This is a genomic window from Rheinheimera metallidurans (assembly GCF_036983985.1).
Lineage (GTDB): Bacteria > Pseudomonadota > Gammaproteobacteria > Enterobacterales > Alteromonadaceae > Alishewanella > Alishewanella metallidurans.
Genome location: NZ_JALAHQ010000002.1, coordinates 57611 through 77304 on the forward strand (window position 1 = coordinate 57611; position 19694 = coordinate 77304).

General features: G+C 44.0%; 18 protein-coding genes. 13 read left to right on the top strand and 5 right to left on the bottom strand.

The annotated features are described in order from the left end of the window. Positions 1-48 precede the first annotated feature (48 nt). The 5 genes from MN199_RS05675 to MN199_RS05695 all read left to right on the top strand — a co-directional run bounded on the left by MN199_RS05675 (position 49) and on the right by MN199_RS05695 (position 7039). Complete coding sequence (locus MN199_RS05675; protein ID WP_132583310.1) at positions 49-1638, top strand: ABC-F family ATPase; 1590 nt, start codon at positions 49-51, stop codon at positions 1636-1638. 195 nt (positions 1639-1833) lie between these two features. Next, positions 1834-2301: a Dps family protein gene (locus tag MN199_RS05680; RefSeq protein ID WP_132583312.1), complete on the top strand. Its 468-nt coding sequence runs from the start codon at positions 1834-1836 to the stop codon at positions 2299-2301. A 184-nt stretch (positions 2302-2485) separates the two neighbouring features. Beyond that, positions 2486-3331 carry an HDOD domain-containing protein gene (locus tag MN199_RS05685; protein WP_335738714.1) on the top strand — a complete coding sequence of 282 codons (846 nt, stop codon included), beginning with the start codon at positions 2486-2488 and terminating at the stop codon, positions 3329-3331. 56 nt (positions 3332-3387) lie between these two features. Continuing rightward, the gene (locus MN199_RS05690) at positions 3388-5070 is read left to right on the top strand and encodes an NAD-dependent malic enzyme (RefSeq protein ID WP_335738715.1); all 1683 of its coding nucleotides are present in this window, start codon (positions 3388-3390) and stop codon (positions 5068-5070) included. A gap of 112 nt (positions 5071-5182) precedes the next feature. Next, the gene (locus MN199_RS05695; RefSeq protein ID WP_335738716.1) at positions 5183-7039 is read left to right on the top strand and encodes a DUF885 domain-containing protein; all 1857 of its coding nucleotides are present in this window, start codon (positions 5183-5185) and stop codon (positions 7037-7039) included. A 70-nt stretch (positions 7040-7109) separates the two neighbouring features. Here MN199_RS05695 and yghU read toward each other — a convergent pair whose 3' ends face one another. Beyond that, positions 7110-7949 (bottom strand): glutathione-dependent disulfide-bond oxidoreductase, encoded by an 840-nt coding sequence (yghU, locus tag MN199_RS05700; protein ID WP_335738717.1) that lies wholly within the window; start codon positions 7947-7949, stop codon positions 7110-7112. Between the two features lie 208 nt (positions 7950-8157). On the opposite strand from yghU, the gene MN199_RS05705 reads away from it, so the two are divergent. Then, positions 8158-9144: a diaminopimelate dehydrogenase gene (locus MN199_RS05705; protein ID WP_335738718.1), complete on the top strand. Its 987-nt coding sequence runs from the start codon at positions 8158-8160 to the stop codon at positions 9142-9144. A gap of 84 nt (positions 9145-9228) precedes the next feature. Here the strand turns inward: MN199_RS05705 and asnS are convergent, their stop codons facing one another. Beyond that, on the bottom strand, positions 9229-10629 hold the full coding sequence (gene asnS / locus MN199_RS05710) for an asparagine--tRNA ligase (RefSeq protein WP_335738719.1): 1401 nt from the start codon (positions 10627-10629) through the stop codon (positions 9229-9231). 176 nt (positions 10630-10805) lie between these two features. Here asnS and MN199_RS05715 point away from each other — a divergent pair, with 176 nt between their 5' ends. After that, on the top strand, positions 10806-11180 hold the full coding sequence (locus MN199_RS05715) for a hypothetical protein (RefSeq protein WP_132583326.1): 375 nt from the start codon (positions 10806-10808) through the stop codon (positions 11178-11180). 12 nt (positions 11181-11192) lie between these two features. Here the strand turns inward: MN199_RS05715 and bioA are convergent, their stop codons facing one another. Further along, positions 11193-12464 carry an adenosylmethionine--8-amino-7-oxononanoate transaminase gene (gene bioA / locus MN199_RS05720; RefSeq protein WP_335738720.1) on the bottom strand — a complete coding sequence of 424 codons (1272 nt, stop codon included), beginning with the start codon at positions 12462-12464 and terminating at the stop codon, positions 11193-11195. A 106-nt stretch (positions 12465-12570) separates the two neighbouring features. Here bioA and bioB point away from each other — a divergent pair, with 106 nt between their 5' ends. Genes bioB through bioD form a run of 4 tightly spaced genes read left to right on the top strand, consistent with a single transcriptional unit; the run spans position 12571 to position 16266 of the window. Further along, positions 12571-13611 carry a biotin synthase BioB gene (gene bioB / locus MN199_RS05725; protein WP_335738721.1) on the top strand — a complete coding sequence of 347 codons (1041 nt, stop codon included), beginning with the start codon at positions 12571-12573 and terminating at the stop codon, positions 13609-13611. Then, on the top strand, positions 13612-14763 hold the full coding sequence (gene bioF / locus MN199_RS05730; RefSeq protein WP_335738722.1) for an 8-amino-7-oxononanoate synthase: 1152 nt from the start codon (positions 13612-13614) through the stop codon (positions 14761-14763). Then, positions 14760-15560, top strand: a complete 801-nt coding sequence (locus MN199_RS05735) for a methyltransferase domain-containing protein (protein WP_335738723.1) — start codon at positions 14760-14762, stop codon at positions 15558-15560. The genes bioF and MN199_RS05735 overlap by 4 nt, the downstream gene beginning before the upstream one ends. Beyond that, positions 15547-16266, top strand: coding sequence for a dethiobiotin synthase (bioD, locus tag MN199_RS05740; RefSeq protein WP_335738724.1), 720 nt, complete (start codon positions 15547-15549; stop codon positions 16264-16266). The genes MN199_RS05735 and bioD overlap by 14 nt, the downstream gene beginning before the upstream one ends. Here bioD and pepE read toward each other — a convergent pair. Next, a complete protein-coding gene (gene pepE, locus MN199_RS05745; protein WP_335738725.1) occupies positions 16249-16950 on the bottom strand; it encodes a dipeptidase PepE in 702 nt (233 codons plus the stop codon). The two genes, bioD and pepE, sit on opposite strands and share 18 nt — an antisense overlap. A gap of 167 nt (positions 16951-17117) precedes the next feature. Between pepE and htpX the strand changes: the two genes are divergently transcribed. Beyond that, positions 17118-17984 (top strand): protease HtpX, encoded by an 867-nt coding sequence (gene htpX, locus MN199_RS05750; protein WP_132583336.1) that lies wholly within the window; start codon positions 17118-17120, stop codon positions 17982-17984. 66 nt (positions 17985-18050) lie between these two features. Here the strand turns inward: htpX and MN199_RS05755 are convergent, their stop codons facing one another. Continuing rightward, entirely contained in the window at positions 18051-18392 is a 342-nt protein-coding gene (locus MN199_RS05755) for a zinc ribbon domain-containing protein YjdM (protein ID WP_335738726.1), read from the bottom strand. Positions 18393-18544: 152 nt separating this feature from the next. Between MN199_RS05755 and MN199_RS05760 the strand changes: the two genes are divergently transcribed. Then, positions 18545-19675: a pyridoxal-phosphate-dependent aminotransferase family protein gene (locus MN199_RS05760; RefSeq protein WP_335738727.1), complete on the top strand. Its 1131-nt coding sequence runs from the start codon at positions 18545-18547 to the stop codon at positions 19673-19675. The last annotated feature ends 19 nt before the right edge of the window (positions 19676-19694 follow it).

Here is a 19694-nt window from a genome sequence, read left to right on the forward strand (position 1 = left end):
TAGTTTTGTCTACTTAGGTATCAGTCCTAACCTGTTCTGGAACACACTGTGATATCAACTGCTAACATTACAATGCAATTTGGCGCCAAGCCGTTGTTTGAAAATATTTCAATTAAATTCGGCGATGGTAATCGCTACGGTTTAATTGGTGCGAACGGCTGTGGTAAATCCACTTTTATGAAAATTTTAAGTCGTGAACTTGAGCCAAGTGCGGGAAATGTGTTTGTTGAACCTAATCACCGTGTAGCTAAGCTGCACCAAGATCAGTTCGCATTTGAACAATATTCGGTAATAGATACCGTTATTATGGGGCACGGCGAACTTTGGGCAGTAAAAGAAGAACGTGATCGTATTTACTCTAGTGCCGAGATGAGTGAAGAAGATGGTATGAAAGTAGCTGACTTAGAAGTTGCTTTTGGTGAAATGGACGGTTACACGGCAGAATCGCGCGCTGGCGAATTGTTAATTGGCGTCGGTATTCCGGTCGAGCAGCATTTTGGTTTAATGTCAGCCATTGCGCCCGGCTTTAAATTGCGGGTATTACTGGCACAAGTACTGTTTGCTGATCCAGAAATAATGCTGTTAGACGAACCTACCAACAACTTGGATATTAATACTATTCGTTGGTTGGAAAACGTACTAGCTGAGCGCAATAGTACTATGGTTATCATTTCGCATGACCGTCACTTTTTAAATAGCGTTTGTACGCATATGGCTGATTTAGACTACGGCGAGTTACGTTTGTATCCGGGTAATTACGACGAATATATGTTTGCTGCAACCCAAGCACGCGAGCGTTTATTGTCAGATAATGCGAAGAAAAAAGCCCAAATTGCTGAGCTACAAACCTTCGTTAGCCGCTTCTCTGCTAACGCCTCAAAAGCTAAGCAGGCTACATCGCGTGCCAAACAAATAGATAAAATTCAGTTAGACGAAGTCAAAGCTTCTAGCCGCGTTAACCCATTTATTCGTTTTGAACAGCAAAAGCAGCTATATCGCTTAGCGCTAGAAGTAGAGGGTTTAAACAAGAGTTTTGGTGAGCTTAGCTTACTTAAAGATTTAGGTTTAACTATTGAAGTTGGCGAGAAAGTAGCCATTTTAGGTGCGAATGGTATTGGTAAAACTACGCTACTTAAATGTTTAGTAGGTGATTTAAAACCCGATTCAGGCATGGTGAAATGGTCAGAAAACCATAAGATTGGTTACTACGCTCAAGATCATGCGCATGAGTTTAGCGAAGACATCAGTTTGTTTGACTGGATGAGCCAGTGGAAGCAGCCGTCTGATGATGAACAAGCGATCCGAGGTATTCTTGGCCGGTTATTATTTTCACAAGATGAGATTAAAAAGTCGGTTAAAGTACTATCAGGTGGTGAAAAAGGCCGGATGTTATTTGGTAAATTAATGTTACAACGGCCAAATATTTTAGTTATGGATGAACCGACCAACCACTTGGATATGGAATCGATAGAATCATTAAACTTGGCATTAGAGCATTATAAAGGCACGTTAATATTTGTTAGCCATGACCGTGAGTTTGTATCTAGTTTAGCCAGTAGAATCATTGAAATAACCGATAAAGATATTCGTAATTTCGTGGGTACGTACGAAGAGTATCTCGCGGCACAAACCGTGTAATAACAAGCATAAAGCCGGGCATTCACGACCGGCTTTATTGTTTTTCTACTTGAATTTTCTACACAACATCCCCATGTCTACTAAGTCCATATTTATTCACGCGCGGTAACACACTGTTTTACCTAGAAAGGTAAAACGATATTTCTATTTTATGCTATGTTAAAACAGTGTCCGTGCTCATTAAGAGGAAGCGCTATGAAAATTAATATTGGTATTAACGACGTTCAACGTAAAGCCATTGTCGAAGGTTTATCTGTACTGCTTGCCGACACCTATACATTATATTTAAAAACGCATAATTATCATTGGAACGTAACTGGGCCAATGTTTCAAACACTACACACCTTATTTGAAACTCAGTATATGGAATTATCAACTGCGGTTGACGATATCGCTGAGCGTATTCGTGCGTTAGGTGAGTTTGCGCCGGGCTCTTACAAGGCTTATGCCAAATTAACATCAATTAAAGAAGCCGATGGTATTCCAAGTGCTGAAGAGATGATTAGAGATTTAGTTAATGGCCAAGAGGCTATTGCTAAAACGGCACGTTCATTGGTTAAAACCGCTGAAGATGCCGAAGACGAAGTAACTTTAGATATTTTGACGCAACGCATGACAGTACATGAAAAAACGGCCTGGATGTTACGTAGTTTAGTAGCCTAAATTTAACAAGTTACAGGTCAGTCTGGTCTGGCCTGTAATAGCTTGTGGCACGCTAAGCGCATATAAACGACGTTCTAACAAAAAACACTAAGTTTTTCCCAGCAAACCTTGTAAAATCGTATCAAGCAGTAACACTTATAGTTAACGCACCATAGTGTGTGTTCGCTACGGGAGATAATATCCAATGAAAGCTTTGCAATATGCTCAGAATGTTGCAGATCTGTTTGCCTTGCCGGAAGGATATTTACATGCAAAGCAGCTGATGGACTCTGACACCGCAAGTTTGGATGAAGTCGCCGACGTGATCATGTTAGATCCGGTGTTAACCTCTAAGCTTCTAAAGTTGGCCAACAGCGCCATATACAATTTACCTTACCAAGTAGAAAGCGTCAGCAAGGCCCTTTTAATTTTAGGTAAAACTCAAGTTTATAACTTGATCCTGAGTATTGGCATTTCATCGGCATGTAGCAAAATTGACACCTCAGCCATTGATCTTGAACGGTTTTGGGAGCAAAGCATTAATGCGGCGCTAATCGCTCGCTTTCTTGCGCAGTGCTGCCTGCTAAAACCTACCGATCGGTATTATGTTGCAGGTTTACTGCACAATATTGGCGAGTTAGTGGTTTTACAAAATAACCCAGTACAAGCACAAAACTGTCAAAATTACACGGCAAGTGAACGGCCATGGCAAGTGCAACAGCGTGAACTCGCTTTTACCTATGCCGATTGCGGTGCCGAGTTACTGCATTTATGGCAATTACCCGACAGTATTGTCGAACCTATTGCCTTACAGCATAGCCATAATTTTGTGCAGAAAAATAAAGCGCAGCTCGTAACATATTTGGCCACACGTTTGGCATTAGCTAACCAGCATCCAGAAATTTATTCGATAAAAGAATTGGTCGATCCTTTTGTGCTCGAATTATTACAACTAAGCCAACAAGATGTGCTTCGCGCCATTGATTTTTGTAATACGGAAGGCTTATTTATCCTATCGGTACTAAATCCTAGAATTAGCACCATTTATTAATTTTAAGCTAGGTAAGGTGCCATAGTGTTACCTTGTCTACTTTCGGATGTCTATTAATGAAAAAACTCCCGCTGTATACCGCATATTCAGGCTCTGCATTATTAGAAACGCCATTGTTAAATAAAGGCAGTGCTTTTACGCAAGAAGAACGTTTAGCCTTTAATTTGGCAGGGTTATTACCGCCCCGTTATGAAACGATTGAAGAGCAAGTTAGCCGTGCTTATATGCAATATAAAAGCTTTGACACCGCGATTAACAAGCATATTTACTTGCGGGCCATTCAAGACAATAACGAAACTTTATTCCATCGCCTGCTGCAGCAGCATTTAGAGGAAATGATCCCGATTATTTACACGCCAACGGTGGGTGATGCGTGTGAGCAGTTTTCTGATATTTACCGCAGCGCACGTGGCTTATTTATTAGTTATAACGATCGGCATCAGTTAGATGAAGTACTAAGAAACGCCACTAAACGTAAGGTAAAAGTGATTGTCGTCACCGATGGTGAACGTGTGCTTGGTCTAGGTGATCAGGGCATTGGCGGCATGGGCATTTCTATTGGTAAATTGTCGTTATATACCGCATGTGGTGGTATTAGCCCTGCTTATACCTTACCGGTAATGTTGGATGTTGGTACCAACAACGAAAAACTGCTGAACGACCCAATGTATATGGGCCTTAGACAAAAGCGGGTAGCACAACAAGAATATGATGAATTTGTTGAGTTGTTTATTCAAGCCGTAAAACGTCGCTGGCCAGAAGCGATTATTCAGTTTGAAGATTTTGCTCAACCTAATGCTATGCCAATATTGCAGCGTTATCGCGATAAAATTTGCTGTTTTAATGATGATATTCAGGGCACTGCAGCTGTTACTGTAGGCACTTTGCTTGCCGCTTGTCGCAGTAAAAATGCAAAGCTATCTGAGCAAAAAGTGGCATTTGTTGGTGCAGGTTCGGCCGGCTGTGGTATTGCAGAACAGGTTATTAGCCAGATGGTGGCTGAGGGTATTAGTGAAACTCAAGCGCGTAGCCAAGTGTATATGATTGACCGTTTTGGTTTGCTTACCTGCAGCACCCCCGATTTACGTGATTTTCAACAAGCCTTAGCACAACCACAAAGTGCCATAGATAGCTGGAGCTATAGCGGTGCGTTTCCTACGCTACTTGATGTAATGAACTGCGCCGCACCGGGTATTCTAATAGGTGTGTCCGGACAGCCCGGTTTATTTACCGAAGCGGTAATTCGCGCTATGAAAGCGGGCACCACAACGCCTATTATATTTCCATTAAGTAACCCGTCGCGTCAGGTTGAAGCCACACCTGAGCAAGTTATAAATTGGACTGATGGCGATGTCATTATTGCTACCGGTAGCCCCTTTGCGCCGGTAACCTATAACGGCAAGCAATATGCTATTGCCCAGTGTAACAATAGTTATATTTTTCCCGGTATTGGCCTTGGCGTAATAGCGAGCAAGGCACGGCTTATTAGCGATGAGATGTTACGCGAAGCCAGTAAAACCTTAGCTGCGGCGTCACCAAGAGCGAATACAGGTAGTGGTGGTTTATTACCCGCATTTACAGAATTAGCGGCACTAAGTAAGCAAATCGCCTTTAACGTGGCTAAGGTTGCGATACAGCAAGGTTTAGCCTTAGAACTTGACGATGCACAATTACAGCAGAAAATTGATGATAATTTTTGGTTGCCGCAATATCGGCAGTACAAACGGGTTAGTGCTTAAACCAGTATAAGTTCAAGCCAGACAAAGCTGGTTACAATTAAGGCTTATACTAAAAACCGATTACAGGGTAGGCTGTGTTTAATAACTACTAAAGTAATAAGGACACGTTTTTATGTATAAGTCTTTGCTTGCGCTGGCAATTGCCAGCGTTATCACAGGTTGCAGCCCTGTAACTGAAACCCCAACCAACAGTGCGGCCAACGTTGTTGCAGAGCAAAAGCAGCAATCAGAGACCGAACGCTTAAATCAATGGTTTGACATAAAATATAATGAACAACTGCAGCAAAGCCCATTACAAATGACGTTTTTGGGCCGCAAAGATAAGTATGACCAAATTGATGATGTCTCTATTGCTGCAGAAGATAAACAGCTAGCTTGGTTAGCCGCTACCGTGGCGGAGTTAAAAAGCCAATTTGATTACAGTAAGTTAGAGCCTGAAGCGCAAACATCTTATGACATCTGGGTTTATCAATATGAGCAAGCTAAAGAGGGCGTAGCCTTTCGCCACAATGCTTATGTATTTACTCAAATGCAGGGCATACAGAGCATGTTGCCGCAAATTCTTATTACCTTTCACAAGGTAGATAATATCGATGATATGCAAGCCTATGTTAAACGTATCGATGGCATTAGCCACGCACTTAACCAGCTGCTAGAACGTGCTAAAGACAATGCAAAGCTAAATATACGCGCGCCGCGTTTTGCGTATGAGGGCGTAGTAGCACAAATTAATAATTTGATTGCTGGTGCGCCTTTTATTGATGCCGAGCAAGATGTTCCGCTATGGGCCGATGTCAAAGATAAAATTGATACTCTGGTTAAAGCTGATAAGTTAACGGATAGCCAAGCTAAACAGCTAGCTGATGATGCAAAGACAGCGTTAGAAACCCAATTTTTACCTGCCTATACCGCACTTAAGCAATGGTTAGAGCAAGACATTCAGTTTACTGATGATATAGCGACAGGCGTAGGCAAGCAGCCTAATGGTGTCGACTATTACAATTATCAATTAAAAGTATCAACCACTACCGATTTAACCGCCGAGCAAATTCACCAAATTGGCTTGAACGAGGTAGAGCGCTTAACTAATGAAATGATCGCAATAAAAAACAAAGTAGGTTTTACCGGCGATTTAAAAGCCTTCTTTAAATTTATTAAAGACGATGATCAATTTTACTATCCTGAGACAGATGCTGGGCGTGAAGCATATTTAGAGGATTCACGTCAGTACCTTGCGTTTATTAATCAGCGATTACCCGAGCTCTTCGGAATTTTACCCAAAGCTGATCTGACAGTGAAAAGAGTAGAAGCGTTTAGAGAAGAGCCAGGTGCAGCACAGCATTATTTCCCTGGTACCCCAGATGGTGCAAGGCCAGGTATTTACTATGCGCATTTGTCTGATATGCGCTCTATGCCAAAAAATGAAATGGAGGCCATTGCTTATCACGAAGGTAACCCAGGCCATCATATGCAAATATCTATTGCGCAAGAGTTAACTTCGGTACCCACATTTCGCACTCAAGCTGGCTTTACCGCATATTCCGAAGGTTGGGGGTTATATGCCGAGTTATTAGCCAAAGAAATGGGTGCTTATCAAAACCCGTATTCCGATTTTGGCCGTTTGATCACTGAAATGTGGCGTGCGGTGCGTTTAGTGGTCGATACAGGGCTGCATGCTAAAGGCTGGAATGAGCAACAAGCGATAGATTACTTTTTAGAGAAAACGCCCATCGCTCAAGGTGCGGTTATTTCAGAGGTACGTCGTTATATTGTTTGGCCTGGCCAAGCAACCGCATATAAAATTGGCATGTTAAAAATAGTAGAGCTACGCAGTAAAGCGCAAACTGAGCTAGGTGATAAGTTTGATATTCGCGCCTTTCATGACACAGTATTAGGTGGCGGTGCATTGCCACTTAATGTGTTAGAAAAACGGGTTAATAACTGGATTGCTAGCGTAAAAGCCGCTTAAGTATTAATTTGTTTTAGGTTAAAAAAGGCTGTTGTTATAACAGCCTTTTTATTTATACCAAGACAAACAGCTATAAATTGAATGGAATAAAATCAGAGCTATTATGGCGCTCTGGTAGCTGCGCGCCGTCACCAAACGAGCGATTAACTAAGTGACCACGTTTTACCGCTGGGCGCTGTGCCAGCTGCTTAGCCCAGCGTAAAACATGGCTATAACTTTGCACATCTAAAAATTCTGCCGCGTTATATAGTTGGCCCAACACTAAGCCGCCGTACCACGGCCAAATGGCCATATCAGCAATACTATATTCATCACCAGCTATATATTCGTGCACCGCAAGTTGCTTATCTAATACATCTAGCTGGCGTTTTACTTCCATGGCATAGCGATTTATTGGGTATTCGTATTTTTCTGGTGCATAGGCATAAAAATGACCGAAGCCGCCACCTAAAAAGGGGGCACTGCCCATTTGCCAAAATAACCAGCTCATTACTTCGGTGCGTTTTGCTAAGTCTTTGCTTAAAAATGCATTAAATTTATCGGCCAGATAAACTAAAATCGAACCTGACTCGAATATGCGCATGCCATTAGTGGTGTCCAATAAAGCCGGAATTTTTGAATTTGGGTTAATCTCAACAAAGCCACTGGCAAATTGATCGCCTTTACTAATATCAATTAGCCACGCATCGTATTCAGCTGCGCTATGGCCAGCAAGTAGCAGCTCTTCTAACATTATGGTTACTTTCACGCCGTTGGGAGTAGCCAATGAATACAACTGCAATGGATGTTTACCAACCTGCATTGCTTTGTTATGAGTAGCACCTGAAACAGGGCGATTAATATGGGCAAATTTACCCCCGTTTTCGCTATCCCAGGTCCACACTTTGGGCGGGGTATAATTGTTAGTCATAAAAAGCTCCTGATTTGGTTTAATTAAAATTAAAGAGATAACTAATTTATCCGGTATTTTGCTTAGTGTTCCGGCAAGATTGCGTTATTATTTTGCTGCTAAGCCAATCTCTCAATTAACACTGCGCATTTAAAACGTTTTGTTTTTTTAATGCTGTGCAGTGGTATTGGCCTGTTTCGTTATTTTTAATGCTATAAGGTAAATTATTATGACGCATCCCATCAGAGTGGCCATTGCCGGTTATGGCAATTTAGGCCGTGGTGTTGAAGCTGCACTAAAACAAAACCCCGATATGCGCTTAGTTGGCGTATTTAGTCGTCGCGCGCCAACGAGTGTTACCTTACTTGATACTGATGTACCAGTATACGCTATGGCCGATATTGAGCAGTATCAAGACGAAGTTGATGTGATGATACTGTGCGGTGGCTCTAAAACCGACTTACCCGAGCAGGGGCCGTATTTAGCACAGTTTTTTAATACGGTTGATAGTTTTGATACTCACGCCAAAGTGAATGATCACTACGCCGCGTTAGCTCAGTCGGCACAAAAGTCTGGCCATGTTGCCATGTTGTCTGGTGGTTGGGACCCCGGTTTGTTTTCAATTAACCGTTTATATGGTGAGGCTATTTTACCTGAAGGTAAAACTTACACCTTTTGGGGTAAAGGCTTAAGCCAAGGCCATTCTGATGCCATACGCCGCATTGCTGGCGTGCAAAGTGCTGCGCAGTATACCTTACCGATTGAAGCGGCGATTACACGCGTACGCAGTGGTGAGCAACCAGAGCTTACCACTCGAGAAAAACACACCCGCGAATGCTATGTGGTATTAAAAGCCGGTGTTGACGAGGAAACAGTGCGACATACGATTGTAACTATGCCTGACTACTTTGCCGACTATGACACCAAAGTACATTTTATTGATCAAGCTAGCTTTGATAAAGATCATAGTACAATGCCTCACGGTGGTTTTGTTATTCGTAGTGGAGTAACCGGCGATAATAATAAACAGACCATAGAGTATGGTTTAACCTTGGACAGTAACCCCGAGTTTACCTCAAGCGTGTTAGTGGCTTATGCTCGTGCGGTACATCGTTTAGCCTTGTCTGGTGAAGTAGGGGCAAAAACAGTATTTGATATTGCACCTAGTTTGTTATCGGCAAAAAGCCCAGCGCAGCTACGTGAAGAATTACTATAACAACGCTAATGGCAAATTGTGGTTGCTAAGAAATAGAAAAGGGGCTTTGCCCCTTTTCTTGTTAGTGCATAGGCTTAAGCTGTATTAGAAATCAGCATTACCTGGTGTACGTGGGAACGCGATAACATCGCGAATATTATTAACACAAGTAACGTACGACACTAAACGTTCAAAGCCTAAACCAAAACCGGCGTGTGGTACGGTGCCATAACGACGTAAATCACGGTACCAACCGTAGTCTTCTTTATTTAAGCCCATTTCTTCTAAGCGCTTATCAAATTCTTCTAAACGCTCTTCACGCTGGCTACCACCGATAATTTCACCAATACCTGGTGCTAATACGTCCATTGCTGCAACCGTTTTACCATCGTCATTTAAGCGCATATAAAAGGCTTTAATGTCTTTGGGGTAATTTTGCATAATAATTGGCGCGCCAATATGTTCTTCAGCAAGGTAACGTTCGTGCTCTGATTGCAAGTCAACACCCCATTCCACAGGGTATTCGAACTTTTTGCCACAGCTTTTTAAAATGTCAATCGCGTCGGTATAATCCATACGGACAAAGCTAGAATTAACCAGTTTTTCTAAACGAGTTATCGCAGTTGGGTCAATGCGCTCGGCGAAGAACGCCATGTCGTCAGCACGTTCAGTTAGTACGGCTTTGCATACGTATTTCAGCATATCTTCGGCTAATTGCGCGATGTCTTTCAATTCAGCAAAGGCGACTTCTGGTTCAATCATCCAGAACTCGGCTAAGTGACGGCTGGTATTTGAATTTTCGGCACGGAAAGTTGGGCCAAAAGTATAAATTTTTGACATAGCACAAGCGTAGGTTTCGCCGTTTAACTGGCCAGAAACTGTTAAGAAGGTTTCTTTACCGAAAAAATCTTGGCTGTAATCTACGGCGCCTTTATCGTTACGCGGTAAGTTTTCAAGATCTAAAGTGCTAACACGGAACATTTCACCGGCACCTTCAGCGTCTGAACCGGTAATAATTGGTGTACTGATCCAGTAATAACCTTGTTCATGGAAGAACCGATGTACCGCTTGAGCTAAACAATGGCGCACCCGAGTAACAGCACCCATAATGTTAGTGCGCGGGCGTAAATGCGCGTGTTCACGCAGATATTCCATGCTATGACGTTTTGGTGCCATCGGGTAGGTATCTGGGTTTTCTACCCAACCTAGTACTTTAATATCGCTAGCTTGCAGTTCAAATGCTTGGCCTTGGCCTTCAGATTGCGCAACAGTGCCGGTAACGCTTACTGAACAAGAACTGGTTAGGCGTTTTACTTCTGATTCATAATTAGGTAATTCAGCAGGTATAACCGCCTGCACAGCATCAAAGCAGCTGCCATCATGAATAGCTAAAAAGGAAATGCCGGCTTTAGAATCGCGGCGGGTGCGGATCCAGCCTTTAACAGTGACAGTATCACCTATGGCATAGCGACCAGCTAAAACATCTTTAATAACGGCGTGCGTCATGCAACAAACTCCAGAGGGTGTAAACTTAGCAAAGTATGTTCACTAATATGTTCACGAACTATGTTTAATAATGGGTTTAAGACTATGTTTAGTACTGCGCATAGTAAACGATATAAGGCATATAATGATACTGAGCCAAGCGCACAACACAAGTAAAAGTTACTAGGACAATTAAATTGATTTCAGACCAAGATAAACCAGAGAAATTTGAACGCCGCCAAGGTCCAGATCTACTGTGTAGAGGTTTTAGTTGGCTCGCAATATTGGGCTGGTTATTGTTTATTGCCGGCCTTGTGCTGGCGCACTATGCCAGTCCAGATCTCGAAACGGGTTTAGTACGTTATTGGGATATCAATATTCGCGCCGATTGGCAGCCGCAGCTTACGCAATATTTACGCTACCTATTATGGGCAGCGATATTGAGTAGTAGCTTAAGTTTATTATTAAACAAAATGCGCTTACGCCGCCGTGGTGATCATTTACACTTTAACATTATTATATTATTGCTCAGCAGTATTGGCTTATTGCTGTACTTATATTGGCAGGTGTAAGCATTAGCAAGTTTAAACACCAGTAATAACACGCATGGCGTGGGTTAGCTTGCTTAGCTCTGCTTCAGTAATAATAAACGGCGGCATGACATAAATAAGGTGATTAAACGGCCGGATCCACACACCTAGCTCGACAAACTGTTGCTGCAATACGGCTACGTCCACTTTATCGTGCATTTCAAGTACGCCAATAGCGCCTAGCACCCGCACATCTTTTACCTTTGGCGAATTACGACAAGCGGCTAGCTCACGTTTTAACTGAGCTTCAATGGCTGGCACCTGCCATTGCCAATCGCCATACTCAATAAGTTGTAAACTGGCATTTGCTACTGCGCAGGCGAGCGGGTTTGCCATAAAAGTTGGGCCATGCATTAAACCGCCGGCGGCGCTTAGGCTAATACCGCGTGCCACTTCATTGGTACACAAGGTGGCGGCCAACGAAATGTAACCGCCACTAAGGGCTTTACCAACACACATAATATCGGGCTGAATACCTGCATGCTCACAAGCAAATAGTTTACCGCTACGGCCAAAGCCGGTAGCAATTTCATCGGCAATTAATAGTATATGATAACGGTCACAGAGTTTACGCGCTTGGCGTAAATATTCAGGGTGGTAAAAACGCATACCACCATAACCTTGTACTATAGGTTCAACAATAAGCGCGGCTATATTGGTGTGACATTCAGCTAATAGTTGCTCTAAAGCGCTAATGTCATTAGCAATAAAATCGCCGTCAAAACGGCTTTCCGGTGCGGGTAAAAAATAGTGCTGCGCTAATAAGCCGGCAAACATATCGTGCATACCATCAACCGGATCGCATACTGCCATCGCGGCAAACGTATCGCCATGATAGCCTTTTCTTAGGCTTATCAGTTTGGTTTTGCTTGGTTGCTCACTGGCTAACCAATATTGCAAAGCCATTTTTATGGCAACTTCTACCGCAATAGAGCCACTATCGGCTAAAAAAACTTTGGTTAAATTGCCGGGCACCATCTTTAGTAAACGCTGACATAGCTCAACCGCCGGCGGGTGGGTTATGCCGCCGAACATTACATGTGCCATTTTGCTCAGCTGGCTGGTTACCGCCTCGTTTAGCAATGGATGGTTATAACCGTGTACTGCCGACCACCACGATGCCGTACCATCAATTAGATGCTGGCCGTTTTCTAATATCAACTCACAGCCTTGTGCTGCAACTACTGGATATACCGGTAACGGCTTGAGCATAGAGGTATAAGGGTGCCAAATATGCTCGCGATCAAACGCTATATTTATGCTCATTTAATAACCTGTAGTAAAGTTTGGCCTTTTGCTGGCATTGACAAGGCTGAGGTGGCGGTTAGACTAGCCGAAAATGTTTATAACCTCAATCTGAACAAGGATTATTATGCAGGCAGCAGTGCGCCACGATTGGACCTTGGCCCAAGTTAATGCATTATATGCGTTACCATTTAATGATTTATTATTTCAAGCGCAAACCGTACATCGTCAGCATTTTACACCGAATGAAGTGCAAGTAAGCACCTTGTTATCCATTAAAACCGGCGCTTGTGCTGAAGACTGTAAATATTGTCCGCAAAGTGGTCATTATAATACCGGTTTAGAGCGTGAGCGTTTATTAGAAGTTGAAAAGGTGCTGACACAAGCAAAAGCGGCGAAAGATCAGGGTGCTACTCGTTTTTGTATGGGCGCCGCGTGGAGTAACCCAAAACAACGCGATATGCCCTACATTATTGAAATGGTGCAAGGCGTGAAAAATATGGGCCTAGAAACCTGTATGACACTTGGCATGCTTGATAATGAACAAGCGAAAACGCTAGCGCAAGCGGGCTTAGACTATTACAACCATAACCTAGATACCTCACCTGAGTTTTACGGTGAAATTATTACTACTCGTACTTATCAAGACCGTTTAGATACACTAAGCCACGTGCGTGATGCCGGCATGAAAGTATGTTGTGGTGGTATTTTAGGTATGGGTGAAACGGCCAATGATCGTTCCGCATTATTAATGCAATTAGCCAATTTGCCTGAACATCCAGAAAGTGTACCAATTAACATGCTGGTAAAGGTCGCGGGAACGCCATTAGAAAATGTTGAAGATTTAGACGCGTTTGAGTTTATTCGTAGCATTGCGGTGGCGCGTATTATGTTGCCGCAAAGCCATGTGCGTTTATCGGCTGGTCGCTCGCGGATGAATGAACAAATGCAAGCGCTGTGTTTTTTCGCTGGCGCTAATTCAATATTTTATGGCGACAAATTACTTACTACCGATAACCCTGAAGCTGACGCCGATATGTTGTTGTTTGCCAAGCTAGGTATTAAGCCAGAACAGCGCCATGATGTATCAGATGAAGCGCATACTTTGGCGTTAACCGAAGCGATAAAAGAGCAAGCTAACCCGCCATTGTTTCACGCAGCGGGCTAAATGCAACCAACGAAAATTGCCCAACTGCAACAGGCGTTAACCGAACGTGCGCAGCAACATTTGCTACGCACGCCACAAACGCTACAGCAATATAGTGGCCGTTTGGTGCAAATAGCTGAGCGCGATTATTTAAATTTTTGTGGTAACGACTACTTAGGTTTAGCTAGCGCACCGCAGCTATTGCAAGCTTATGCGGACGGTGCATTAAAATACGGCGCGGGTAGCTCGGGCTCCCCTTTGGTTACCGGCCAGCATCAGATACATCAGCAACTCACTGAACAATTATCTGATTGGTTAGGCGTAGAACGCGCCTTGTTATTTTCTTCCGGCTTTGCTGCTAACCATGCCATGCTTACGACGTTAGCAGATAAACAAGACACGCTGCTGTTAGACAAGCTTAGCCATGCCTCGTTAATTGATGGTGCGCTGCACAGCAATGCTAGCTTTAAACGTTTTTCTCACAATGACACTGCCGCATTGGCGCAGCTATTGGCAAAGCATAATGCAGCAATGGTGGTGACCGAAGGTGTGTTTAGCATGGACGGCGACAGCCCTGATTTAACAAGCATGCTGGCGTTGTGCAATAAGCATAGCGCTATGCTGTTGTTAGACGATGCGCACGGTATTGGTGTGCTTGGACCACAAGGCGAGGGTTCGGCGGCGGCGCAGGGCGTTAGTAATAATCAGCTATTTTGCACTATGGCCAACTTTGGGAAAGCTCTTGGCGTAGCGGGGGCCTTTGTTGCTGGTAGTAAAACGGTAATTGATTACCTAGAACAGTTTGCTCGGCACTATGTTTACAGCACCGCGTTATCGCCAGCCTTATGTGCGGCAGTAGTTAAAAGTATCGGTTTGTGCCGTGTTGAGCATTGGCGCCGCGACAAACTGCAAAGCAATATTGCGCTATTTCGCCAGTTAGCTGACGATTTACCTTTGCTGCCATCACAAACTGCAATTCAAGTTGTGGTGCTTGGCAGTAGCGAGCGCGCTTTGGCCGTTAGCCAACAGTTAAAAACGGCTGGCATTTGGCTTAGTGCTATTCGCCCACCTACAGTAGCTAAAGGCAGTGCTCGTTTACGCATTACGCTTAGTACACAACATACTGAGCAAGATATACAGCTGTTAGTGCAGCAATTAAGGCAATGGTTATGACAGTGGCTATGCAGCCAATATCCGAGCGTTTTATATCACAGGTTGCTAATAGTTTTAGCAAAGCCAGTGAGCAGTATATTACGGCAGCACGTTTACAGCAGCAGGTTGCACTTGATGCTTTAACCTTACTGCCAGCCGATCAACGCGGGCAGTTACTTGATATTGGCTGTGGCCCAGGCTGGATCCATCCCCGTTTTAGTGCCTATAGCACCGGCTTCTCTGCGGTCGATTTAAGCCAAGGTATGTTACAAAAGGCAGCGCAGCAGCAATTAGCCACACGTTATATTCAGGCTAATGCAGCATCACTGCCGTTACAAAACCAAAGTATTGATAAAGTGTTCTCCAGTTTAATGCTGCAGTGGTGCCCAGATCCCTCGGCAGTCCTGGCTGAGATTAGCCGAGTGCTAGTACCAGGTGGGCGTGCCGTTATTACCACGTTGATTGATGGCACATTAACCGAGCTAAAGCAGGCTTTTGCTAGCATTGACAACCAGCAACATGTTAACTCGTTTTTAGTACAACAGCAGCTTTGTGCTGCGGCCGCACAGGTGCCTAATGTGAGCTGGCAATTTACACAGCATAGCTATCAGCTGTATTACCCTGATGTAATAAGTTTAGCTAAAGAGCTAAAAACCTTAGGTGCGAACCAGGTCGCTAAACGTCATGCTGGCGGCCTTACTGGGAAAAATTACTGGCAACGGTTAGCTGCAGCCTATAACCAAAACTGCACTGCATTAGGTTTACCTGCAACCTACCAAGTGTTGATTATTAGCGGGGTTAAACATGGCTATGAGTAGGCGCCTAAATACGTCTATTTGCATGGCTAGCAGTTTTATTACTGCTACCGACACCGATGCTGGCAAAACGTATATCAGCACTATGTTACTGCACGGTTTTAAGCTGCTTAAACTAACTGCTGTAGGCGTAAAACCAATAGCTGCGGGTGTTGACGCCGATGGATACAATAGTGACGCGTTACTGATGCAGCAGCATTCCGGTATCGCGTTACCCTATTCGCAAGTTAACCCTATTTGTTATGCACCTCCAGTAGCACCACATTTAGCGGCTATTAATACCCTGCAGCCGATAGACGAAGCGGTGCTAAATAGCGCGTTACACCGCTGGCAACAGCTACCAATACAACAGTTAATTATTGAAGGTGCGGGTGGTTGGTTATTACCTATAAGCGAGCAACGCTATTTAGCGGACTGGGTCGTTGAGCAGCAATTGTCGGTAATATTAGTGGTTGGAGTAAAGCTCGGCTGTTTAAACCACGCCATGCTAACGGTGCGTGAAATTGAACGCAGCGGCGCAAAGCTAATAGGTTGGATCGCAAACTGTATTGATACAGAAATGGCACTGCTTGAGCAAAATATTGCTGATTTACGCCAACGTATTACCGCACCCTGTTTTGCGGTAATACCCTATGCTGCTAATACCGCAGCATATCAGCAGCTAGCGTTACAACTCGCTACCCAATTACAGTTAGCACAGCAGCGCTGATAAATCAGCTTGTGCTATTAACGGCGTTTTCTTACCACCTTGAAATAAAAAACCACCGGCGTCGCCCAATAAAGTTAAATTATCCGCAGTGCACTTAAGTGCGCTACCTTCAGGCAGTGCAATAATAGGCGTGGTTGGCTGCAACTGCATAAACTCAGCTAAGCGCATATCTCGGGTTTCACCGTGAAAATCAGCTAGCGTTACATTGCTATAATGCGGGTTTAATTGCAGCGGTAATAAACCTAACGCATTAAATGAGGCAGGTTGCACAATCGGCATATCATTGGTGGTTTGAATGGTTGCACCGGCAATATTAGTGCCTGCGCTCCAGCCAATATAAGGGATGCTTTCGGTTACGCGTTGCTTAATGATATCTAAGATATCTAATTGATATAACTTATAAAGTAGGTGAAATGTATTGCCGCCGCCGACACAAATAGCTTGGGCATTTTGCAGCGCTAATTTGGGTTCAGATGCCTGATGTAAACTACTCACCTTTATCGCTAACGGCTGTAACGCTTGCTTTACCTTGGCTAAATAAGCGTCATAACTAATGCTAACACCGGCATAAGGAATAAATAGCAGTTCAGTAATACCCTTTAACGTTTGCTCAATTAACGGCATATAGGGTGCAAGATAGTCGCTACCATTGGCGCGCGAGCTACTTAGTAACAGTAATTGCATAACAACATCCTTTTAAACTGCATAACCTTGTCCTTTTAGTTTGCCCGATTGTAGCGAATTATCATGTGCCAGACACCTTTTCTTACAAATTATCGCGTGGCTTGCAATTGAATTAGCAAGATATGCCCATATAGTTCGATGCAGTGTGTCATTTGAGGTAAAGCAGTATGAAAAGAGTTTTTTTATTTTTACTCACCAACTTAGCGGTAATTTTAGTGCTAAGCATTGTGCTAAATGTTGTATTTAGCTTTTTAGGCATCGATCGCAGCGGCATTGGTGGTTTGTTAGTGTTTGCCGCCATCTTTGGTTTTGGTGGTTCGTTTATTTCGTTGGCTATTTCAAAATGGATGGCCAAGCGCTCAACCGGCGCGGTGGTTATTCAGCAACCACGCAATGCTACCGAGCAATGGTTAATGAACACCGTGGCACGCCAAGCTAAAGCGGCCGGTATTGGTATGCCAGAAGTAGCCGTTTACGACTCGCCAGAGATGAACGCCTTTGCCACAGGTATGAACCGTAACGACGCCTTAGTGGCCGTAAGTACGGGCTTATTGCGCAATATGCGTGAAGATGAAGTAGAGGCCGTGTTGGCGCATGAGGTATCGCATATCGCTAATGGTGATATGGTTACGCTAACCTTGATCCAAGGTGTGGTAAATACCTTTGTTATTTTTCTCGCCCGTTTAATTGCCGGTATGTTGAACAATAGCGGTAATGATAATAATCGTGGCGGTGGCATGGCATATTTTATTACCGTAATGGTACTGGAAATGGCCTTTGGTGTGCTGGCTAGCATTATTGTGATGTGGTTCTCTCGCCAACGCGAATACCGTGCTGATGCCGGTGCGGCCAAACTAGAAGGTAACCCAAATAAAATGATTGCGGCATTAGAGCGGTTGAAAAACAACCATGAAAGCCGTTTAGAAGGCAGTATGATGGCATTTGGTATTGCTAGCGGCGCGGCGAAGTCTGAATTGTTTTTAAGCCATCCACCACTGGAAAAGCGTATTGCTGCGCTACGTAATCAAAGATAAAAAGCAAGCTTATAACGCCACTAACTCAAAGGTTAGCGGCGTTATATCAACACATTATTCTGGAACTTATTCTTGAACTTTGCGGACAAATTCTGATTTTAAGCTCATCTGACCAAAACCATCAATTTTACAGTCAATATCGTGATCGCCGTCAACTAGGCGAATATTCTTCACTTTAGTGCCAATTTTTACTACTGACGATGAACCCTTAACTTTTAAGTCTTTAATTACGGTTACCGTATCGCCATCTTGTAGCACATTGCCAGCAGAGTCACGTATTTGTGTGGCATCATCACTAGTATCCGCGTTAGCAGACCATTCATGACCGCATTCCGGACACATTAGCAAAGTGCCATCCTCATAGGTATAGCTCGACTGACATTTAGGACAGGCAGGTAATGTACTCATTATAAGGCTCCTTACAAAAGGCGGGAGTATAGCTTAAACGCGTGCCACTTTGGTGACTATTAATCTGGCGAATAGTCGTAATAGCCGCACAACACTGGCATCGATAGTGGTTTTTGATATTGTAAACCGCAAACGCTAGCTATGGAGTCACTATGATTACGCCGCCAACTATTCACGCATTTTTACCACCTAAACGCATTCTTATGGGGCCAGGGCCATCTGATGTGCACCCGCAAGTATTAGCAGCACAAGCTCGGCCAACAGTGGGGCATTTAGATCCGCTGTTTATTGGCATGATGGATGAGTTAAAACAGCTACTGCAATACGCGTTTCAAACTAAAAATGACATGACGCTTGCGGTATCCGCGCCCGGTAGTGCCGGTATGGAAACCTGTTTTGTTAACTTGCTGCAACCGGGCGATACGGTAATTGTGTGTCGTAACGGGGTATTTGGCGAGCGCATGCGACAAAACGTAGAGCGCTGTGGCGCGATAGCCATTACGGTTGATAATGCTTGGGGTGAGCCAGTAAACCCACAAGCAGTTGAAGCCGCACTAAAAGCGCATCCTGAAGCTAACTTTGTCGCCTTTGTGCATGCTGAAACCTCAACCGGTGCGTTATCTGATGCGAAAACACTGTGCGCGCTGGCACGGCAATACCAGTGTTTATCTATTGTTGATGCCGTTACGTCATTAGGCGGTGTTGAGCTTAGGGTGGATGAGTGGGGTATTGATGCAATTTATTCTGGTAGCCAAAAATGCTTGTCTTGTGTTCCGGGTTTATCACCCGTGTCGTTTTCGCCAGCCGCAGTAGCGCGAATTCAAGCGCGAACCCTGCCAGTACGAAGTTGGTTTTTAGATCAAACCTTGGTAATGAGCTATTGGAGCGGTGGCGCTAAGCGTAGTTATCATCATACCGCGCCGGTAAATGCGCTGTACGCACTGCATGAGTCATTACGTTTATTAGCAGCAGAAGGCTTAGAGCAAGCTTGGCAGCGCCATAACGACATGCATCAGTTGTTAAAACTCGGCTTAGAAAGCTTAGGTTTAAAGTTTGTCGTAGCCGAGCACTGCCGATTACCGCAATTAAACGCGGTATATATTCCTGCTGGCGTTGATGATGCAGCAGTACGTAAACAGTTATTAGAGCAATACAATTTAGAAATCGGTGCCGGTTTAGGTGATTTAGCCGGTAAAGCGTGGCGTATTGGCTTAATGGGTTATGCCGCAAGACGAGAAAACGTGGCGCTGTGCCTAAAAGCACTGGAGAACGTGTTAGCTTAATCACACATATACGACAGAC

Excerpts from the sequence above, each read along its gene's own strand:
- MN199_RS05680 (WP_132583312.1), top strand. The coding sequence starts at position 1,834 with ATGAAAATTAATATTGGTATTAACGACGTTCAACGTAAAGCCATTGTC.
- MN199_RS05685 (WP_335738714.1), top strand. The coding sequence starts at position 2,486 with ATGAAAGCTTTGCAATATGCTCAGAATGTTGCAGATCTGTTTGCCTTG.
- MN199_RS05690 (WP_335738715.1), top strand. The coding sequence starts at position 3,388 with ATGAAAAAACTCCCGCTGTATACCGCATATTCAGGCTCTGCATTATTA.
- MN199_RS05695 (WP_335738716.1), top strand. The coding sequence starts at position 5,183 with ATGTATAAGTCTTTGCTTGCGCTGGCAATTGCCAGCGTTATCACAGGT.
- yghU (WP_335738717.1), bottom strand. The coding sequence starts at position 7,949 with ATGACTAACAATTATACCCCGCCCAAAGTGTGGACCTGGGATAGCGAA.
- MN199_RS05705 (WP_335738718.1), top strand. The coding sequence starts at position 8,158 with ATGACGCATCCCATCAGAGTGGCCATTGCCGGTTATGGCAATTTAGGC.
- asnS (WP_335738719.1), bottom strand. The coding sequence starts at position 10,629 with ATGACGCACGCCGTTATTAAAGATGTTTTAGCTGGTCGCTATGCCATA.
- bioA (WP_335738720.1), bottom strand. The coding sequence starts at position 12,464 with ATGAGCATAAATATAGCGTTTGATCGCGAGCATATTTGGCACCCTTAT.
- bioB (WP_335738721.1), top strand. The coding sequence starts at position 12,571 with ATGCAGGCAGCAGTGCGCCACGATTGGACCTTGGCCCAAGTTAATGCA.
- bioF (WP_335738722.1), top strand. The coding sequence starts at position 13,612 with ATGCAACCAACGAAAATTGCCCAACTGCAACAGGCGTTAACCGAACGT.
- MN199_RS05735 (WP_335738723.1), top strand. The coding sequence starts at position 14,760 with ATGACAGTGGCTATGCAGCCAATATCCGAGCGTTTTATATCACAGGTT.
- bioD (WP_335738724.1), top strand. The coding sequence starts at position 15,547 with ATGGCTATGAGTAGGCGCCTAAATACGTCTATTTGCATGGCTAGCAGT.
- pepE (WP_335738725.1), bottom strand. The coding sequence starts at position 16,950 with ATGCAATTACTGTTACTAAGTAGCTCGCGCGCCAATGGTAGCGACTAT.
- htpX (WP_132583336.1), top strand. The coding sequence starts at position 17,118 with ATGAAAAGAGTTTTTTTATTTTTACTCACCAACTTAGCGGTAATTTTA.
- MN199_RS05755 (WP_335738726.1), bottom strand. The coding sequence starts at position 18,392 with ATGAGTACATTACCTGCCTGTCCTAAATGTCAGTCGAGCTATACCTAT.
- MN199_RS05760 (WP_335738727.1), top strand. The coding sequence starts at position 18,545 with ATGATTACGCCGCCAACTATTCACGCATTTTTACCACCTAAACGCATT.